General features: G+C 43.9%; 20 protein-coding genes. 13 read left to right on the forward strand and 7 right to left on the reverse strand.

What is annotated here, in order from left to right; genetic code table 11:
* Positions 1-351: 351 nt before the first annotated feature.
* From sbcB to purT, 5 genes are all read left to right on the forward strand, one after another.
* Positions 352-1,773, forward strand: a complete 1,422-nt coding sequence (gene sbcB, locus ATB76_RS05640; protein WP_061034847.1) for an exodeoxyribonuclease I — start codon at positions 352-354, stop codon at positions 1,771-1,773.
* Positions 1,774-1,831: 58 nt separating this feature from the next.
* Entirely contained in the window at positions 1,832-2,206 is a 375-nt protein-coding gene (locus ATB76_RS05645; RefSeq protein WP_005445537.1) for a CidA/LrgA family protein, read from the forward strand.
* A gap of 1 nt (position 2,207) precedes the next feature.
* On the forward strand, positions 2,208-2,885 hold the full coding sequence (locus ATB76_RS05650; protein ID WP_005445538.1) for an LrgB family protein: 678 nt from the start codon (positions 2,208-2,210) through the stop codon (positions 2,883-2,885).
* 255 nt (positions 2,886-3,140) lie between these two features.
* Positions 3,141-4,028 (forward strand): cytidine deaminase, encoded by an 888-nt coding sequence (gene cdd, locus ATB76_RS05655; protein WP_042601721.1) that lies wholly within the window; start codon positions 3,141-3,143, stop codon positions 4,026-4,028.
* 148 nt (positions 4,029-4,176) lie between these two features.
* Positions 4,177-5,352, forward strand: a complete 1,176-nt coding sequence (purT, locus tag ATB76_RS05660) for a formate-dependent phosphoribosylglycinamide formyltransferase (RefSeq protein ID WP_042606220.1) — start codon at positions 4,177-4,179, stop codon at positions 5,350-5,352.
* A 76-nt stretch (positions 5,353-5,428) separates the two neighbouring features.
* Here the strand turns inward: purT and ATB76_RS05665 are convergent, their stop codons facing one another.
* Positions 5,429-6,079, reverse strand: coding sequence for a thiopurine S-methyltransferase (locus ATB76_RS05665; RefSeq protein ID WP_061034848.1), 651 nt, complete (start codon positions 6,077-6,079; stop codon positions 5,429-5,431).
* A 336-nt stretch (positions 6,080-6,415) separates the two neighbouring features.
* Between ATB76_RS05665 and ATB76_RS05670 the strand changes: the two genes are divergently transcribed.
* Positions 6,416-7,189, forward strand: coding sequence for a phosphoribosylglycinamide formyltransferase (locus ATB76_RS05670; RefSeq protein WP_005445543.1), 774 nt, complete (start codon positions 6,416-6,418; stop codon positions 7,187-7,189).
* A 143-nt stretch (positions 7,190-7,332) separates the two neighbouring features.
* Here ATB76_RS05670 and ihfA read toward each other — a convergent pair whose 3' ends face one another.
* Positions 7,333-7,629, reverse strand: a complete 297-nt coding sequence (gene ihfA / locus ATB76_RS05675; protein WP_005445544.1) for an integration host factor subunit alpha — start codon at positions 7,627-7,629, stop codon at positions 7,333-7,335.
* A gap of 526 nt (positions 7,630-8,155) precedes the next feature.
* On the opposite strand from ihfA, the gene ATB76_RS05680 reads away from it, so the two are divergent.
* The 7 genes from ATB76_RS05680 (at position 8,156) to ATB76_RS05710 (ending at position 11,954) form a co-directional block, all read left to right on the forward strand.
* A complete protein-coding gene (locus ATB76_RS05680; protein WP_042601727.1) occupies positions 8,156-9,034 on the forward strand; it encodes an AEC family transporter in 879 nt (292 codons plus the stop codon).
* 182 nt (positions 9,035-9,216) lie between these two features.
* A complete protein-coding gene (locus tag ATB76_RS05685; protein WP_009697363.1) occupies positions 9,217-9,456 on the forward strand; it encodes a hypothetical protein in 240 nt (79 codons plus the stop codon).
* A gap of 21 nt (positions 9,457-9,477) precedes the next feature.
* Positions 9,478-9,900, forward strand: coding sequence for a hypothetical protein (locus ATB76_RS05690; protein WP_017817999.1), 423 nt, complete (start codon positions 9,478-9,480; stop codon positions 9,898-9,900).
* Positions 9,901-10,052: 152 nt separating this feature from the next.
* Positions 10,053-10,313, forward strand: a complete 261-nt coding sequence (locus tag ATB76_RS05695) for a hypothetical protein (protein ID WP_042601729.1) — start codon at positions 10,053-10,055, stop codon at positions 10,311-10,313.
* Positions 10,313-10,696: a hypothetical protein gene (locus ATB76_RS05700; protein ID WP_017817997.1), complete on the forward strand. Its 384-nt coding sequence runs from the start codon at positions 10,313-10,315 to the stop codon at positions 10,694-10,696. Before ATB76_RS05695 ends, ATB76_RS05700 begins: the two co-directional genes overlap by 1 nt.
* The gene (locus tag ATB76_RS05705; RefSeq protein WP_029791121.1) at positions 10,687-11,025 is read left to right on the forward strand and encodes a hypothetical protein; all 339 of its coding nucleotides are present in this window, start codon (positions 10,687-10,689) and stop codon (positions 11,023-11,025) included. Before ATB76_RS05700 ends, ATB76_RS05705 begins: the two co-directional genes overlap by 10 nt.
* Positions 11,026-11,228: 203 nt before the next feature.
* Positions 11,229-11,954, forward strand: a complete 726-nt coding sequence (locus ATB76_RS05710; RefSeq protein ID WP_042601730.1) for a metallophosphoesterase — start codon at positions 11,229-11,231, stop codon at positions 11,952-11,954.
* Positions 11,955-12,034: 80 nt separating this feature from the next.
* On the opposite strand, the gene pheT is transcribed toward ATB76_RS05710, so the two are convergent.
* The 5 genes from pheT to ATB76_RS05735 form a co-directional block, all read right to left on the reverse strand.
* On the reverse strand, positions 12,035-14,440 hold the full coding sequence (pheT, locus tag ATB76_RS05715) for a phenylalanine--tRNA ligase subunit beta (RefSeq protein WP_039974519.1): 2,406 nt from the start codon (positions 14,438-14,440) through the stop codon (positions 12,035-12,037).
* 18 nt (positions 14,441-14,458) lie between these two features.
* A complete protein-coding gene (gene pheS / locus ATB76_RS05720; RefSeq protein ID WP_038868637.1) occupies positions 14,459-15,442 on the reverse strand; it encodes a phenylalanine--tRNA ligase subunit alpha in 984 nt (327 codons plus the stop codon).
* A 250-nt stretch (positions 15,443-15,692) separates the two neighbouring features.
* A complete protein-coding gene (locus ATB76_RS05725) occupies positions 15,693-16,874 on the reverse strand; it encodes a hypothetical protein (protein ID WP_042601732.1) in 1,182 nt (393 codons plus the stop codon).
* 9 nt (positions 16,875-16,883) lie between these two features.
* A complete protein-coding gene (locus tag ATB76_RS05730; protein ID WP_230677751.1) occupies positions 16,884-17,621 on the reverse strand; it encodes an outer membrane lipoprotein-sorting protein in 738 nt (245 codons plus the stop codon).
* Between the two features lie 80 nt (positions 17,622-17,701).
* Positions 17,702-20,080, reverse strand: a complete 2,379-nt coding sequence (locus ATB76_RS05735) for an MMPL family transporter (RefSeq protein ID WP_061034849.1) — start codon at positions 20,078-20,080, stop codon at positions 17,702-17,704.
* Between the last annotated feature and the right edge of the window lie 202 nt (positions 20,081-20,282).

Raw genomic sequence — 20,282 nt, forward strand, 5'->3', positions numbered from 1 at the left:
ATGACTAAGCTAGTCACAAGCTATCGCCTTCAACACTACACGTTATGTTTTTACCTCGAAGCCACTTAACCGAATTCAATAACTATTTCAGCGGTTCAACGTTAAAAATACTTTAAATATGAGCGCTGGCTGCACTACTAAATTCTGTAGTTTAACGTTGGAATGTGTACCAAAAGTAACACAAGTACAGGTCCAAAAATCAGTTGAACACCATTTAACCAAATAAAAAACTTCAAGCCGAAAGTGACACTTCGGCTTTTTCATTTTCACAACGTCACATTGCATCTTTCGTTGCGAGTCAAGGCGTTGAATGGTCTAATACTCCTATCGGTTCCGTAAACGGTAAGCAGAATGCACCAAGACAATCAACCCACTTTTTTCTTTTTCGATTACGAGACTTGGGGAACAAGTCCAGCCAAAGACCGCCCAAGCCAGTTTGCTGGCGTTCGCACTGATGAAAACTTCAATATCATTGGTGAACCTTTGGTGATGTACTGTCGTCCACCTGCTGATTACCTTCCTTCGCCAGAAGCAGCTTTGATCACTGGTATTACACCACAAAAAGCAATGCAAGAAGGCTTACCTGAACCTGAGTTTATCGCCAAAATTCATGCTGAATTGTCTAAACCAAAGACGACTAGCCTTGGCTACAACAGCATACGTTTTGATGATGAAGTCACTCGTTACACTTGCTACCGAAACTTCATCGACCCATACGCATGGAGCTGGCAAAACGGCAACTCACGATGGGATTTGCTTGACGTGATGCGAGCATGTCATGCCCTGCGTCCTGAAGGTGTGGAATGGCCGGAGAATGATGAAGGCTTTACGAGTTTCAAGCTTGAGCATTTATCCGTGGCTAACGGCATTGAACACAGCAATGCTCACGATGCGATGGCCGACGTGATTGCCACGATTGAAATGGCGAAGAAAGTTAAAGCCGCCCAACCTAAGCTATTTGACTACTTTTTCTCGATGCGTAACAAGCGCAAACTCAATGAGCTGGTTGATATTGTCAATATGACTCCGTTGATGCATGTATCAGGCATGCTTGGGCGTGAATGCCAATACACAAGCTGGATTGTGCCTGTGGCTTGGCACCCAACCAACAACAACGCTGTTATCACGATTGATTTAGCCAAAGATCCTCAGCCGATCCTTGAACTTTCAGCGGAAGAACTGAAAGAACGCTTGTACACCAAGCGTGACGAATTGGGCGACTTACTGCCTGTACCAGTGAAGCTAGTGCATCTGAACAAGTGCCCTATTCTCGCTCCAGCAAAAACATTAACCGCGGAAAATGCGGAAGTCATTGGTATTGACCGCCAACAATGTTTAAACAATTTAGCGTTGTTGCGTCAACACCCAGAGATCCGAGAGAAGCTGATTAGTCTATTCTCTATAGAACGTGAATTCGAAAAGAGTAATGACGTTGATACGCAGCTTTACGACGGGTTTTTCTCGCCTGCTGATCGTACTGCGATGGACATCATTCGTGAAACCGATCCGAATAACTTAGCCGCACTGGATATTGAATTCGATGATAAACGAATCAAGCCATTGCTTTTCCGTTACCGTGCTCGCCATTATGCAGGCACATTAGATGAACAAGAACAAAGACGCTGGGCACAACATTGTCGTGAAGTTTTCGAAAGTCAGATTGAAGAGTACATGATGAATTTAGAAAACTTAGTTCACGAACATGAAAGTGACGAAAAGAAGATAGCAATATTAAAATCCGTCTATCGTTATGTAGAGAGCCTAGCCTCCTAATTTCTTACCTTGTTCAAGCGCACCTTCGGGTGTGCTTGTTGTTTTATATGCTGTCAAAATGATAAAAGATCGATTACTACAACTGATCCATTTGCTCATCTCCCTCGCACTCATCATGGGAGCACTTGGTATCGGCAACACTATTCAAAAATTCATTGGCATTTCTGTTCCAGGAAGTGTCATCGGCATGCTTGTGCTGTTTTTCTCAATGACCCTTGGCTTAGTCAAAGTGGAATGGGTTAAGCCAGGTGCAACCCTATTCATCCGCTATATGATCCTGCTATTCGTGCCTATCAGCGTGGGTCTGATGCAACACTTCGATATGCTACTGGCTAACGCACTGCCAATTATTGCGAGTGCAGTAGGCGGCTCACTGATCGTATTGGTCAGCTTGGCATGGTTCTTAGATTACTTACTGAAGGAGAAGCACTAGTATGTGGTTACTTGTCACTATTGTGGTTTTCCTTGCCGCACGCCAAATCGCAATCAAGGTGAACAATCCGATTGCTAACCCGCTTTTGATCAGTATCGCGGTATTAATCCCGTTGCTAACCTTTTTGAAAGTGCCATTTGAAACATACTACGCTGACAACGAATACATCAGCTTTTTACTTCAACCCGCCGTTGTTGCGCTGGCATATCCACTTTATGAACAACTGCCTCAAATCAAAGCCAATTGGCGCATTATCACTCTGGCTTGCACGTTAGGTAGTGTTATGTCCATGCTTACCGCTACGCTCATTGCGGTGGCATTTAAAGCTGACATTAGCTTAATAGCCAGCTTGGTTGGTAAGTCTGTGACGACCCCTATCGCGATGGAAATCTCTAGCCACTTAGGCGGAGAAGCAGCTGTTGCGGCAATTTTAGTGCTTATTGTGGGTTTGTTTGGTGCCATCCTCGCGTACCCGATCTTCAATATCATTGGTATTAAGCATCCAATTGCGCGCGGTCTAACAATGGGTACTGTTTCTCACGCTCTCGGCACCGCAACATGTGCTGAGAAACAACCGGGGGACGCAGCGTTCTCATCTCTTGCATTGGTGCTTTGTGGCATCATCACCTCGATTCTCGCGCCAAGCTTCTTTGCTTTGGCGGTTTGGTTATACCAATAATAACCTCAATGACCTGCTTTGCTATCAAGTGAGCAGGTCATAATCTCTTCCAGAAAATTCGCAGTATGAATATACGTTGATATAGTTATTAGTGGGACAGAGATAACGTTAAATCTTAGTGAAATCGAATACATGTGTGAGCTCACTCTAATTATGTAACGTAAATTATCATTACACACATTAACGTGATCTAAAGCACAGAACATTTCCACCTTTCACATAGAATAACTGTCCATGCAATAACAAGGATTCAACATGAAAAGTCGCATTGAACAGGCGCTAGCAAGCGCTCCTGAAGCACTTTCAACACCTCTTGCTCCTATCGTCCTTTCTGACGATTTTGATGCCACTATTTCTGAGCAACAGTTTGAAGCGCTACTGAACGCTACCAATCTTTCTGATAAAGAGCTTCGTGTTGCTCTACTTCCTTTTGCCGCTGCGTTTTCTTACGCACCGATTTCTGAATTCTATGTAGGCGCGATTGTTCGTGGTCTATCTGGTCGCCTTTACTTCGGTGCGAACATGGAGTTTTTTGGTGTTCAGTTAGGTCAAACTGTTCATGCTGAACAATGCGCGATTAGCCATGCTTGGATGAAAGGCGAACGTGGTGTTAAAGATATCACCATTAACTACAGCCCTTGTGGTCACTGTCGTCAGTTCATGAATGAACTAACTACGGCGAAAGAATTAAAAATCCAATTGCCAGAGCGTGAAGAGAAATCGCTACACGACTATCTTCCTGAAGCATTCGGTCCTGCTGATCTTGGTATCCAGTCAGGTCTAATGGCAGAAGTGAAACACGAGTTTGCTTGCGATGACAACGACACTCTGATCCAAAAAGCAGTTACTGCGATGAACATTAGTCACGCTCCATACACTAACAACTTAAGTGGCATCGCTCTTGAGATGAATAGTGGTCGTGTATTCCAAGGTGCTTACGCAGAAAACGCAGCGTTCAACCCTAGCCTTCCACCACTTCAGGTTGCCTTAATTCAAATCCTGATGGCAGGCGAGCAGTTTGAAGACATCAAAGCCGCAGCACTAGTCGAAAACTCACAGGGTAAGATCAGCCACCTAGCCGATACTCAATCAACACTAGAGGCACTGAACCCAGAGATTCCAGTGAGTTTTGTTAACATTTAACTCACAATGCTCTTATGAGAGAGGCTCTGCATGACGCAGGGCCTTTTTTTATTGTTTAAAATCACACGCAAACGTTTGCTTCGTTCGCAAAAATCAGTATGATCCCCTGCAAATTCGCTTCCACCACTTTATTTTGTAAGGGAACACTATGTTTGGTACTGCTACTAGCACTCATGCTACCCGTGTATTACTTCTGGGCTCTGGCGAGCTTGGTAAAGAAGTAGCAATTGAATGTCAACGTCTTGGTTTAGAAGTGATCGCGTGTGACCGTTATGCTGACGCACCAGCAATGCAAGTCGCTCATCGCAGCTACGTCATCGATATGCTTGATGGCAAAGCATTAGAAGAAATCATCAAGAAAGAGCAACCTGCTTATGTGGTTCCGGAAATTGAAGCTATCGCAACAGACAAATTAGTTGAGCTAGAAGAAAAAGGCGTGAACGTCGTTCCGACAGCGAAAGCAACTAAGTTGACTATGAACCGCGAGGGCATCCGTCGTCTTGCAGCTGAAGAGCTAAGCTTAACGACTTCTCCTTATCAGTTTGCAGATAACTTTGATAACTTTAAAGCGGCAGTTGAGCACGTTGGTATCCCTTGTGTAGTAAAACCTGTGATGAGTTCGTCTGGTAAAGGACAAAGCGTCATCAAAACAGAACAAGATGTGCAAGCAGCGTGGGAGTACGCGCAAGAAGGCGGTCGTACTGGTGCTGGTCGTGTGATCGTCGAAGGCTTTATTGACTTCGACTATGAAATTACGCTGCTGACAGTACGAGCGAAAGATGGCGTCCATTTCTGCGCACCAATTGGACATCGTCAAGAAGATGGTGACTACCGAGAGTCGTGGCAACCACAAGCAATGTCAGATACTGCGATTAAAGCAGCAGAATACACAGCGGAGAAAGTCGTAAATGCGCTCGGTGGTTACGGCATCTTCGGTGTAGAGCTGTTCGTGAAAGGTGATAAAGTAATTTTCAACGAAGTTTCACCTCGTCCGCACGACACTGGCATGGTAACTATGATTTCTCAAGAAATGTCTGAGTTTGCTCTGCATGTTCGTGCGTTCACTGGCATGCCAATCAACAGTATCATTCAATACGGCCCGTCCGCGTCAGCTGTCATCCTAGGGCAAGGTACATCAACAGATATTCGCTTTGATAATCTTGCCAATGCCCTGGCTCAACCACAAACTCAAGTTCGTTTGTTTGGTAAGCCTGAAATCGATGGTCGCCGTCGTTTAGGCGTTGTCCTAACGCGTCGTAAGACTATCGAAGATTCGATTGAAGATGCAGTGAACAGCGCTTCTAAAGTACAGATCGTTTACTGATTTCACTAGTTCGCTCAAAGAAACAAAAAGCGCAGCCCAATTGGCTGCGCTTTTTATTTGTATAAACTCGGTTACCCTATTCACTTTCAATTAAATACACTTCTTCAGAGAAGTGACTCAGACCCTTTTTGGCAATTTTAGGGTGATTATCATCGGCTTGATCTACGTTTAAGCATGTGATCTTATAACCGGAAAATAACTGTTCAATCTCTTCTACAGGAACACTAAAAGGAGGTCCTGCCATCTCTTCTTGCGGGTAGTTCAACGTGACCAACAAGATACGACCGCCAGGATTCAGCAATTGCTTAACACGAGCAGCATATTCTGCTCGCATCTCTTTAGGAAGAGCCACTAACGCAGCGCGATCGTAAATGATATCGGCTTTAGATACTGGGGCGGTAAAGAAATCACCCGTATAAATCGACAGCTCATCAAACTGATATAACTCGTGCATACCATTAACAGACGTTACCGTTGGTGTGTAAAAATGCTCAGCAAAAAACGCTCTTACCGCAATTTGGCTTAGCTCAACGCCCTGAACTTCGTCGTGTTTGGTCGCTAACCAAATCAAATCCTCTGACTTACCACACAGAGGCACCAAAACTTTATCATCACGCTTTGCAGCCGTATGTTGCCAAAATGCAGGCAATAGTGGGTTCACGTCTTCTAGATGAAAACCAATTTGGTTACTGGCCCATTTATTGTGCCAAAATTCTTGATCTCTCATGATTCTTCTACTTGTCGGCTGATAGTGGATTCGAGCTTTGCGCTTCACTTTTGTGGGCTAAGACTAATGATTTTTTCAAATTTGTCTATGCCGTTCATCTTTGGTTAATACTGCAATGTTAGTATGGCTAACGTTCAAGAAGGACCCCTTCCTTGTTCTGATGGTCAGAATAAAGGAAAGCAAAATGGTGATCTAGAACACGATTCCACCATAAGGTTGAAAATCAACCTTGGAATCTATCGTAGAGACCCCGTTAACTAGGTAGTACCTGATTTGCGAATCTTAGTGACCTTTTCGTTACCCATTTTCTAAGTGCAAGCAAGTTAAGGAGAGTGAATGAGCTTATTTCTACGTACTACGGCATTGATGCTATTAGTACTAAGCCGTGCGCCGGCTTTCGCCGCACTTCCAAATGTCCCGAGTAACGAGCAAGACCGTTCTGCTAGCCAAAACGAAGTTTGCTCAAAATTGTTTAAACATAGCCTTAGTGGTTTGTATGGCATTCAGTCAATCGACTCCAAACCAACACAGCCTTATTCAGATTTCGACGTACTTTACAGCAAAGCGCACCAAGCGCAGTTTGAGCTAGAAACCATCTGTAAGAGTACTGCCCTTCTCACTGACGCACAGCCTTATTTTGCTGGCGTTAAATCTCAGCACCGCGCCGAAGAGAAAATCGCCCACGAACTTGACGGTCAAGTAGAACGTATCACCGACTTAGCCCGTGCAACTATCGTTGCAAATGACGTAGCAAGCTTGGTGTCGGTATATGAAACGTTAGAGCGCGAAACAACCATTGTTAAAGTAAAAAACCGCTTTAAAAAACCAACGGCTTCTGGTTATCGTGATCTCAACTTGTTGGTCCGTTTACCAAAAACCAACCTAATTGCTGAAGTCCAATTGCATCTAAAAGCGATTGCTGATGTAAAAAGTGGTCCGGAGCATGATTTGTACGAGCAAATTCAGAAACTGGAACGTCAAGCTCTGGTTGAAGGTCGTAACCTAAATGATATCGAGATGGCATCAATTCGTAACATGCGTACTCAATCTAAAAACTTGTATCAAGAGGCTTGGCATCCTTACCTAACGACGCACCTAGAAGCAGCCTAAGCAAACAGTATTTTAGAAACTGATTCCCTGAATACTGAAAAACCACCGCAATTGCGGTGGTTTTTATTTGTTCTTTAGTCAGTAATGAAAGCCACAAACAAAAAGACCACGACAAAGCGTGGTCTCATTCCATGTTACATGGCTTACTGGTCGGTCTTTAGGTTCTCTACGCGAGCTTTCAACTTCTGACCCGGGCGGAACGTAACGACACGTCGAGCAGTAATAGGAATATCTTCGCCAGTTTTCGGGTTACGACCAGGTCGTTCATTCTTGTCACGAAGGTCAAAGTTACCAAAACCTGACAGTTTTACCTGTTCGCCACTTTCTAGTGCCTTACGAATCTCTTCAAAGAACACTTCCACCGTTTCCTTGGCGTCCCGTTTACTAAATCCCAATTTATCAAACAGGTTTTCTGCAAGTTCGGCTTTTGTGAGCGCCATAAAACTTTCCTCAAAGCTATGTTAAACAATGCTACCTTAGTGTAGCGCCAGAGCAGTTTTACCCTACCAATTCAACAACATATCGGGGTTACATCAGGAAGTGTATGCCAAGCTTATGATTTTCGCCAACTTTTTTCTTTGCTAATATACGGAATGTTGCACCACGCAGATAGTTTACCCACCACCATTTCCAGATTTTCCTTTAATTCCCTCTCCAATGGCAAAAACATCCAGTTCAAATTACTAGTTTTAAAACTAAAAACAACATTAATCACTATTTAATAAAAATGTCAGATACTGGCTACTTTACAAACAATTGACACAAAACTTCTTACCTTTTCAGTAAGTTGAGTACGTTTGAAAATAGATCTGGTCGGTCCTATTTAGCAGACTTGTTATTCAGATATAGCGTGACACTAGGAGCATGAAAGCTTGAACAGCGACAAAATTCTATTGATTGCTCCATGACGGTTAACTGAAAGGTTGTTACTGTTTATCCCTGTTTTCACCACGCGAAAGAGCCGCCATGTTGCACCAAGTCATCAGTATCTTATTTCCCGTCTTTATCTTGGTTTGCGTAGGTTACTTAGTTGGTCGATGCCTCAAGCCCGATTTTCGCCCAATCAATCGCATCAATATGGATGTGTTTACTCCGGCACTGGTATTTTCTTCTCTTGTCGGTATGCCACTCAACATGGGGCAAGTCCCCTTGCTACTAGCCGCGCTTATTGCTGTCGTAGTACCTGGCATTGTGATGGTTCCCATCGCGAAGTTTTGCGGATTATCATTCAAAGCATGGGCTCCACCACACATGTTTCGAAACAGCGGTAACTTAGCGATACCGCTGTTTACTTACACCTTCGGGGAAATCGCTCTTCCCTCCGCAGTATTGCTTTTTGTCGTTTCAGCATGCCTACATATAAGCCTTGGCGTCATGCTACTGAGTAATGGCAATCCGCTTAAACAAATCGTCAAAATGCCGATCTTCTTATCCGCTTTGCTCGCGTTGCTTATCAACATTTCTGGTATTGGTATTTGGTCTCCTCTTTTTGAAGCGACCACATTACTTGGGCAAGCCGCCGTCCCAGTTATGTTGTTATCATTGGGAGCACAAATGTGCCATTTAAGATGGGATGGTCTTCGAGTGGGTCTTTGGTGCACACTTCAATCACTCGGTACCGGAGCACTCGCCTTTGCCTTAATCTATACCTTGATACCATTGCCAATCATGCAATTACAGATGATGGTGTTGTTTACCATGTTGCCACCAGCTGTAATGAACTACTTGTTTGCTGAACGACTCAATATCGAACCTCTGAACGTTGCTTCTATGGTCTTGTTTGGCAACTTTTTAAGCATTATTACTCTACCGCTGCTACTAACGTTTGCTTTATCACTTGCTTGAACCATGCCTCCACATAATCCATCAACATCAAGCAACGTTTAACAAATCACAACGTAACGCTTCAAATTTGAAATCTAATTTTTAACAATAAATTCACCTTATCTAGCCTTTATACCTCGCTTTTTGAGTGTTTTATCTATTAGCCTGAACCCTCCGCAAATTTACAAAGGAGTTGTAATTTTATGGATAAGACATGCCGTGTGATTTTTCTCGGTGGTGCTCATCACTTAGAGGAAATCACAACAACACTCAACACAATCAAATTTACACCAACAGTGTGCTTTGGCGATGACGAATACGTTCTACTCCCAAAAGGAGTTGGTAATTCACCTAGAAACTTCATTTATGTGCACTCCACTTTGACAGATGAAGAACAAAATGAACTGATTCAATTAATCGAAATTCCGATGAAAAATAAATAGAGGCTTAATGGAGGACAGATAATGTACGAAGTTATTTTTATTGGCGGTGAGAGCCATGGTGAAAATATTTCCCTCAACTCTCTACCCTTAACGGTAGATAAAAATGGAGAAAAATATTCTTTATTTGGCTTAACAGACCCTAACTATGACAAACCTTACAAAATATACTGTACGAAGTATTCAATCGCAGAACGGTATATCCCTCAAATTGTTAAAGTCGAATTTATTGGTGGTCATTGGGATCGAGAATTTGAACACAGAATTCTGGGGTGGATACCTACAAGGGTGAACCGAACTCGTGAGGTCCTCGATAATCTAATAACCAATTCCTATGAATTAGTCACTCAGTTTTCCGACGGGAAGACCGTCCACGCATACGCCTCTGAAGATGTTCCAGAAGTATTTTTAAATGAAAGAATGCAAGCATTGCTCAAAGGAGATTGAAGCAAACTTTATCGCTGACATTGTTTATTTAACAAATTCGCAATCTAAATTTTACGGCTAAATTAACCATGTCTCTTTTTTGAGTCTCGCTTTTTGAGCAATTTATCGATTAGCCTAAAATCTCTCAACACTTGCAACGGAGTTGTAATTATATGGATAAAGAGTGCCTTGTAATTTTTCTAGGTGGCTATGAACACTTAGCAAAAGTTGTAACTACGCTTGATGCCATCAAATTCTCTTCAACAATAAAATTTGGCAATGATGAATATACCCTCATGCCAAATGGATATGGAAATACACCTCGAATCTTCTTTTATGTACACACTGAACTGAGTGAAGACATCATTAGAGAAATGAAAAATATGGTGAAACTTTCTATTGATAAAAAATGGTTTGAAATTGGTGGTAAATAATGGCGTTAGAAGTATTTATTGATATTTGTGGAGTCTCAGCAACAACACGAGAGATAGACAGGGAATGGGTAACCGGACTCGTTAACAGAGCAAAAGACCGCAAATCTAAGGTATGGGTGTCTGTGATTGTCCGAGATTTGAAGCAAGATATTAACATTCGGCTTGCATGCGGTAGTGCACCAAGAATAGCAACAACCACAAACAGCCCAAGACGAAAGCCGCTAACCCAGCTCGAAAGTAAGCTGACGGATCTCTGGTCTATGTTCCGGTGCGAAGGTGGGAACGTTAACGTTCAGGGCGTATGTGATTTTATCCGCTACCTCGAAGGGTGTCAGAGACGTGAGAGTGATGAAAAGCTAAAAAAGGATAAGCAGTGGCATTAATTATTTCCATTGATTGCTGTGGAGTAGTCATTGATTCATTAGAGAGCAACTCGAAAACCATAAACGCTATTGTGACGAAAGCTCAAGAACAAGGACAAAAAGTGTGGCTACGTATATGCCTAAAAGATGTATCGCAGAACATCGATATTGAACTTTGCTGTGGAGAACCGCCGTCTAACTCTGTGCCACCAGCAGCTAAAAGGGGCTCACTCATAGAGAAGAATATTAAAAAACTTTGGTTAGAACTTGGTTGCGCGGGTGAACAAGTGAATGCACAGAAGATCTCTGCATTTTTACTGTATTTTCAAAGCTATATTAATCAGTCCTAGAGAGTAGAACCTGCAAGCACGAACTACCTATCAAGTTAACGTTTAAGAAAGGCGCTGGTGTTCTTCAGTTATCGATTAAGCTGTGGCACTGCGCTTTTAAACAGATGACCTAGAGAAACCTTTTAATGGTAGAGGCATATCAAAAACAAAAGATTGAATGATAGACTAACGTCAAACAACTACCGTTTTTGCTTTGCAACTCTATGACATCAATTATTCAAATCAGCGACTGCCATTTAAGTGACGATTCAAGCTTTGAGAATCTACGTAGCGCGCTTCTTTATGCTCAAAAAGATTCATCATGCGATACCCTTTTGCTCACAGGCGATCTTTGTTGCAACCCCAAACCGGGTGATTACCGTGTACTACTAAGTTTCCTAGAAAAGCACATTCGCGATAAGAAAATATTCGCAATTGCAGGCAACCATGATGACACCAAATTGATGAAGCGGGAACTGGTCGGTAGCTCTATTAACGTAGTGAATAAAGCCAAAATTCATAACCGTGACATGCTGTTCTTAGATTCGAGTGCTAAACCTTTGGATAAGCGCCACCCTTTAGGCTCTGGTCGTGTCGATAACCGTGGGCTAGCACGCTTCAATAAACAACTTCGCCATGCGATCAATCCGATTGTTGTTATCCATCACCCTATTATTCCCGTAGGCTCGGATTGGATACAAGCCATTTGCTTGGAAAACGATGCAAGCTTACATGCGCTTTTGGCTAAGTACCGGGTTCAAGATGTTATTTGCGGGCATGGTCATGATGCACTAACGGTGACGAAGCAAGGTGTGACTCAACATATGGCCCCCGCCACCGCTTACGGCTTTGACCACAGTATTGACGAATACAACCGAAGTGAAAAGATTGGTGTGAATAAGATTTTCTTTGAAGATGAGAGGATCAAAGTGGAGACAATTTGGCTCTAGCTATTCCCTATTCCAAAAATACAAAAAACCCTGCCAAACTGGCAGGGTTTTCATTTCTTAAGAAGATGCGTTACGCAAGATTAGTCACGTAGAGACGCACCAAACTTCTCAGAAACGTGAGCAACGATAGCGTCAACCGCACCAGCGATATCTGCATCTTCAAGCGTACGCTCAAGTGACTGTAGAGTCAGAGCAATGGCTAGGCTCTTCTTACCTTCTTCAACACCTTTACCTACGTAAACGTCGAACAGTTTCGCATCTTTAAGGAACTCGCCACCTTGCTCTAGACAAGCGTTAACGATGTCACCAGATGCAACAGCTTCGTCCACGACTACCGCGATATCACGACGGTTTGAAGGGAATTTAGAAAGTGCTACCGCTTCTGGGATCACTTTGCTGTTGATTGCAGACCATTCGATTTCGAATACGATAGTACGACCGTTTAGACCGAACTTACGCTCAAGCTCAGGGTGAACTGTACCGATCACGCCCACTTCTTTGCCATCTACGATGATTGTCGCAGATTGACCTGGATGAAGTGCTGGGTTAGCTTTTTTGCTTTCAGGTGACAGTGCAGCGAAAGAGTATGCTTTTTCGTTCGCAGATAGCTCTAGAATCGCTTCTAGATCACCCTTAAGATCGAAGAAATCAACCGTGTTAGTTTCGATATCCCAGTGCTCTTCACCACGAGTACCAGCGATAACACCTGCAAGCATTGGCTCTTGGCGCATACCGTTTTCTGCAGATTCACATGGGATGAAACGTAGGCCGTATTCGAATAGACGAACGCGTGGCTGTTGACGTTTCTGGTTGTGAACAACCGTGTTCAGCAGACCTTGGATAAGACCAAGACGCATCGCTGACATATCCGCTGAAATTGGGAATGGCAGGATTAGCGGCTCAACACCTGGAACAACTAGCTTTTGTTGCTCTGGCTCAACGAAGCTGTATGTAATTGCTTCGTGGTAACCGCGGTCAACAAGAAGATCACGAACGCGTTTCAGTGGAAGATCCGCTTCAACGTGGTTGTGCATCTTAAGCGCTGCTGCTGGGTGTTGGTTAGGGATGTTGTCGTAACCGTAAATACGGCCAACTTCTTCAATCAGGTCTTGCTCGATAGCGATATCGAAACGCCATGTTGGCGCTACTGCCATCCAACCTTCTTCTGAAGCTTCAACAGTCAAACCTAGACGCTCAAGGATTTCTACTACGTCAGCATCAACAATGTGGTGACCTAGTAGGTTGTCTAGTTTAGTACGGCGTAGAGCAACTTTGTTTGGCTTAGGTAGGTCTGTTTCAGACTCTACAGCAACAACAGGTGCAACTTCACCGCCACAGATTTCAACAAGAAGCTCTGTTGCACGTTCCATTGCGTTTACTTGCAGTGCGTAATCCACACCACGCTCAAAACGCATAGAAGAATCTGTATGCAGACCGTAGCTACGTGCGCGGCCACGGATGTGGTCAGGTGCAAAGAATGCACATTCGAGTAGAACGTCTTTAGTTTCTGTTGTTACACCAGACTCCTCACCACCAAAGATACCTGCAATTGCAAGTGCTTTGTTGTGGTCTGCTACGACTAGTGTATCTGCGTTTAGTTCTGCTTCGCTGCCGTCAAGAAGAGTTAACTTCTCACCTTGCTCAGCCATACGAACTACGATGCCACCTTCGATCTTCGCTAGATCGAATGCGTGCATTGGTTGGCCTTGCTCTAGAAGCACGTAGTTAGTGATGTCTACAACAGGATCGATTGAGCGAATACCACAACGACGCAATTTTTCTTGCATCCATAGTGGCGTTTCTGCTTGAACGTTCACGTTCTTAACCACACGACCTAGGTAACGTGGACACGCAGCTGGCGCTTTCACTTCGATAGACACTTTGTCTTCGATTGAAGTCGCTACTGCTTCTACTGATGGCTCAGTCACGTCAGCGCGGTTTAGTACACCTACTTCACGTGCCATACCGCGAATGCTGAAACAGTCAGCACGGTTTGCTGTTAGGTCTACGTCTACCGTTACGTCGTCTAAACCTAGGAATTCACGGAAATCGGTACCGATTACTGCGTCTTCTGCTAGTTCCATGATGCCGTCTGACTCAACGTCGATACCTAGTTCAGTGAATGAACAAAGCATGCCGTGAGATGGTTGACCACGTAATTTCGCTTTTTTGATTTTGAAATCGCCCGGAAGAACAGCACCAACTGTTGCTACTGCTACTTTCAGACCTTGGCGACAGTTGTGTGCGCCACAAACGATGTCTAGAAGCTCTTCTTCACCCACGTCAACTTTCGTTACACGTAGCTTGTCCGCATCTGGGTGCTGACCACATTCAACAACGTGACCAACTTTAACGCCGTTGAACGAACCTGCTACAGGTAGTACGTCGTCAACTTCTAGACCCGCCATTGTAATTTGGTGAGTTAGTTCGTCAGTGGTAATCGAAGGACTAACCCACTCACGAAGCCATGATTCGCTGAATTTCATAGTGATTTATCCCCTGGATTACTTGAACTGTTTTAGGAAACGAAGGTCGTTCTCGAAGAACGCACGTAGGTCGTTTACGCCGTAACGAAGCATCGTTAGACGCTCTACACCCATACCGAATGCAAAACCAGAGTATTTCTCAGGGTCGATGCCTACACTGCGTAGTACGTTCGGGTGAACCATGCCACAGCCTAGAACTTCAAGCCATTTGCCGTTTTTACCCATTACGTCTACTTCAGCCGAAGGCTCTGTAAATGGGAAATAAGATGGACGGAAACGAACTTCTACTTCTTCTTCAAAGAAGTTACATAGGAAGTCGTGCAGAATGCCTTTTAGTTGAGCGAAGTTCACGTTCTCATCAACTAACATGCCTTCCACTTGGTGGAACATTGGCGTGTGCGTTTGGTCGTAATCGTTACGGTATACACGGCCCGGTGCAATGAAACGGAATGGTGGTTTGCCATTTTCCATTGTACGGATCTGTACGCCAGACGTGTGAGTACGAAGCATCAAATCAGGGTTGAAGAAGAAAGTATCGTGGTCAGTACGCGCTGGGTGATCAGCGGCAATGTTTAGTGCATCAAAGTTGTGGAATGCATCTTCGATTTCTGGACCAGACTCAGTATTAAAGCCAAGTTCACCAAAGAACTTTTCAATACGCTCAACAGTACGAGTAACTGGGTGTAGACCACCGTTCTCGATACGACGACCTGGTAGTGTTACGTCAATCGTTTCTGCTGCTAGCTTCGCTTCAAGCTCTGCACGTTGTAGTGCATCTTTACGGGCTGCGATAGCTTGCTGAACTACGCCTTTCGCTTTATTGATCTCTTGACCCGCTTCACGGCGCTCTTCTGGTGGTAGTTTACCTAGGCTTTGAAGTTGAGCAGTTAGCTCACCTTTTTTACCTAGATACTGAACACGCACTTCATCAAGTACGACTAGCGATTCTGCGGCTTCAATTGCTGCACTCGCGTTAGCAATGATCTCTTCTAGATGTTGCATCGTTTCCTCATCTACCTATTGGTAGTATCCATAAGGGAGTGATTGGTTTTTTGATAGCTGTACATAGTAGCCAAACCCGCCACCAAAGCCAAATTGAATTATGAAAAGAAGAGGTTATTGAATAAAAAGAACACAAAAACGCAAAAAAAGCAGCTTCGCACGTAAATCCCTAGGATTATGGCTTGCTGCTTTGTGCATAAATACTGCAGTTTCGTCCCCAAGTGAAAACACTTTAGGTCAGTCGACAATGCTAAAAATAGTATTGAATAGATAGCTCGACAAAGTCATCGTCTCTGGCGAAGTAAAGCAGATCAGTAGGCGTTTCGTTTTTAAACAACCAAGCATCGATTTGCCACTTGAAATGATTTGAAATGCGGCTGGAAGCCTCAAGTTTTGCGTTGTACACATCGGAGTTGTCGAGATCTTGCGTTATACCCGTTAAGATTTCTGTGCCGTCTTCGTCATTGAGCGCTAAACGAATGCCTGCAAAGACATCATTTTGACCGATATTTTGCGCGTTGTTACCACGGCTATCATAGAGATACTCACCAATAATGCCTACGTCCCATACTGTCTCAAAAGCGCCTACTATTGTGTATTCAAAACCCGTCACGACGCCGACATGATTGTCGAAGCTATCGCGGTAGACACTCTCTAGCTTCCATAACCAATCGCCCACGATGCCTTGAACATCCAGCCCAACATGGCTCATTAGGGCGTAGTAAGGTTTTAACTCTCCTTGATCAAACCGAAAATACGGGTCACGGTTTGTTCCATAAACATAGCTTAAGCCAACATCCCAATCGCCAAACATTTGTGCGTACCGAAAAGCGACATCCACATGCTTTTCTTCTCGGCTAGATTCATACAGCGCATCATCAGATACAACGGGTTCAATCCTCAAACGTCCATCTTTGCCTGCAAATGTTCGTTCGCGAAAATAAGGTAACACCATGGCATCGACCACTCCCCAGTCTTTGACTGACGTAAAATGGACCATAGGTTGGCCGAGTTTTTCTTCACCATCAACGGCTTCTACCGCATCGACTTGGTTTATGACATCAACCAGATGTGCTGACTCGGTCACACCCCAGAAGACTTTACTGATGCCAACACGTAGCTCGTAGTCATCCCAATAAGTTAAATACAACGCTTCGCGAATATCACCATGAGTCCGCTCGTCATCCATACTGTCTAAACGATAAAAGGGAGTGAACGTGAAACTGGCTTCCCCATCTTTTAGGTCCCAGTAAAACTCCGGCTGCAAAACCAGTGAAGCTTGTCCTTTCCCCTGCCCCTGAGCACCATCGGAGAAAAACTGACGATGCTCGATGTTGACCTGTCCTGCTAACTCAACCGCCAATAAAGAGCCAGAGAAAGGCATAGTGGTTAGGCCAGCGAATATCATACTGGCCATGTTTACCCTACTCATTCGATCTCCTTACTTAACGCGCTTAAGTATGTTTTTGTTGAAATCGGAGTCTTTTAATCCAGTTTGGAACGTTAACTCACTTGTTGTCAGCTCAGTACTCTTGCCGGTCTGGTGATTGGTCATCGCCATCGTGTGCGCACGCCAATATTGATTTAAGTACTGTTTGTAATCAGAGAAAACCAAAGTCTTAAGTAGCGCGCCTTTACGGTCATAGAACTCTACTTTCATTGGACGATAATGCGCTTTGTCCAACCACACAACTTGCTTGGTGTAACCTGAATTTTTATCGGTTGGAATTTGCTCTAAAACAAACGTATCTTGCCCTTTGATAGCGTCATCCTTGAGATAGTTAAATCGATACTTCTCAATTTCAAACGAACTTAGATCTTCGTACGCAAACTCACTGCCCATAAATGGCCCCGACTTATTACGTGATGCAATACGTTTGACGCGCTTTAATGCAGGTAAATAGAGCCATTGGTCATCGGAACCCACTGTATGTGAATGATTCAGGAATGCTGTGCCTTTTACATCACGTGGCTCATCAAAAATGGTTAACCCTTTGTCACCATCATCAACTACCTCAAGAGACTTTAAGCGCATCGCTCGGGTACTGCTTTCCCCTTGAGCATTTCGCAGGATCATTTGCATTGTCGCAACAGAATCACGCCAACCTTCGTCACGAGCCTTGCGTTCTTGTGCAATTTCCAAACCTTTGGCTTCGTCAGCCCAAGAAAATGGCGTCATGAGAAAAGAGGCTGCTATTACCGCTACTTTCAATTGTGTATTGAGTAAATTCATCATTCTATCCTTGTCTGTTTTCAGAATTACAACTGAGTTGCCGTAACACTTTTCTGTGAGTCCGTATCGGGGTTATTTATTGTCTTGTTTTGTGCATAAGCTTCTTTATCGAATAACATCAATAACGTTGGTAGGAATAAGAAATCCACAACTAAGGCAATAAAGATGACTATCGCACTCAGTTGGCCCATGTCAGCATTCAAACGGAAGCTCGACATTGCCAAAACAGAGAAACCTGCGACTAAAACGACAGTCGTTATCCAGAGTGCTCGCCCCACCGTATGGAACGCATATCTAACCGCTTGCTCGGCAGTTTGCCCTTCTTTACGTGCGCGTTGATATTTTGACAAAAAGTGCACGGCGTCATCGACCACGATCCCGAGTGTCAACGTCACTACGACAGACAATCCTAGGTTGATTTCTCCTGAAATCAGCGCCCATAAACCAAACCCAATGACGGCTGGTGCGATGTTTGGCACCAAGCTGATCAATCCCAGCTTGAGAGAGCGAAGCGCAAAGATGAGCAGTGCAGAAATAAGCACCAATGTGATAGGTAAGGTAGAAAGCATACTTGCCATGTTGGTTTCACCAATGTGGGCAAACATCAACGAAGGGCTCGACGCAACGACTTCATATTGAGGCGCGTTATTCGCAAACCAAGCGTAGATACGATTCTCAAGGTCAACCAGTTCAACGCTGCCTAAGTTATCGACGGTCAAAACCATTTTAATTGAGGATTTATCAACATTAATTTGATTGTTGAGATCTAACCCATAAGGCAGTGACATTTCGTAAAGCAGCAAATACTGCGCGGCTAATTCGCGATCTTGTGGTAGTGAATAATAAGCATCATCGTCGGCATGCATGTTTTTATTTAAACGCTTATACACATCCGCCAGAGTTGCGACATGATCAGTTTCCGGCTGAGCACGCAACCAATCGGTGAAACGACCAATCGAGTTCAAAAATATTGGGTCTGCTATTCCCTGCGACTCATTAGTTTTGATGGCAATACTGATGTTTGTCATCCCACTGATTCGCTCTTCCATAAAGTCCGCGGCTTGGCGAAAGTCACTTCGTGAATCAAAGTACTTCACAGATTCATCATTCACTTTGTTTAGCGGGATTAAGCTCGCACTGACAACGATCACTAGAACAGAAAGGGGTAACAAGGCTTTTCGATTTGTCACCACAAAATCGCCTAGCTTATCCATAAAATCAGAACCGTTTTTCGATGTATTTTGTTTGACTCGTATCGGTAACAGTTTTAATAAGGCTGGCAACAAAGTAACAGATAGGAAACAGGCAATCATGACGCCCAGCGCGGATAAATTACCGAAATCTCGTAACACTGGAGAATCCGACATATTCATCATCAGAAAGCCAATCGCCGTTGTTATTGAAGTAATAAGGATTGGCATGAAGTTGAGTGCAATACTGCGTTCTATCGAATGCGCTTTGCTAAATCCATTTTGCATAGACTGACGCATCGTGGCGATAACGTGAACACAATCTGCAACCGCGAGTGTCATGACTAAAGTTGGGACATTGACCGTCGCCGTACTCAGGAACATACCTGCCCAACCAGATAGTCCCATAGTTGCCATCACGGACCCGATAATCACGACCAAGGTCGCAATCACACTCAAGAAAGAACGTAACATAATGGTTAGGAACACGAGAATAACAAGCAACATCGTAGGGACCAGCGTAGAACTGTCTTCTTGCGCAGCCGTCATAAAGGCGTAGTTCATCGCGATAATGCCTGCTTTATGAAACTCAACATTTGGGTAGTTCTGCTGGTATTGCTCAATCATCCTATTGATGTGGTTCATCACTTCTTGAACTTCAGCGGTCTTATCAACTTCAGGCAATTGAACCGTGATGTTTACAATCGTTACGTCGCCCTTCTCAGAAATCAAAGCGTTTTTAATCACTGGTTCCGTCAGGGCAATATGCTTAACTTTGGCAATGCGCGCCGACGTTAATTCATAGTCTTCATAAAGTAGGTCTTCGACAAGCAGATCATCTTCGATTGCTTCGGTATGTTGATAATTCGCAATGGAATCAACACGACTTGAGTAAGGGACTTGCCATGAGTCAACCGTTAAGTTTTGGACAAGTTGGAGGGTGTCTGGGGTGAAGACATCATTGTTATCCGGTGCAATAACAATGGCTAAGTTATCGGTTTTAGCAAAGGTCGTTTGAATTTCATCAAAGGCAAGCAACTGCTTATTAGTGCCATCAAAAAAGATATTATAGTCACCACGGAAATAGAGATTCTTTCCTCCGATGGTCGCGAAAATCACGAGTAATACCGTTGCCAGCAATACCCAGATACTGTACTTGGTTGGAATCTTCCCCCATTGTCCTGTGGAAGTTTGTTGAGCTTGGCGGTGTTTCATCACACTCTCCCTTTGTGACATTTCGTCAAAAGACGGAGCAAAAAAGCAGCTTTCACTGTTTCTCGATCCAGATTCGCTTTAAACCTTGTTGTTGCATCACCTTTATAAAATTATTGATGCAAAAACAATCGTTATTGACGATCCGTCAAATAGTGTGATTAAAAAACCAATCTTTATCGGATTGGTTTTTTGCATTCATGGG

Origin of the sequence: Vibrio sp. MOR3, from assembly GCF_001557775.1 — a bacterium.
Lineage (GTDB): Bacteria > Pseudomonadota > Gammaproteobacteria > Enterobacterales > Vibrionaceae > Vibrio > Vibrio jasicida.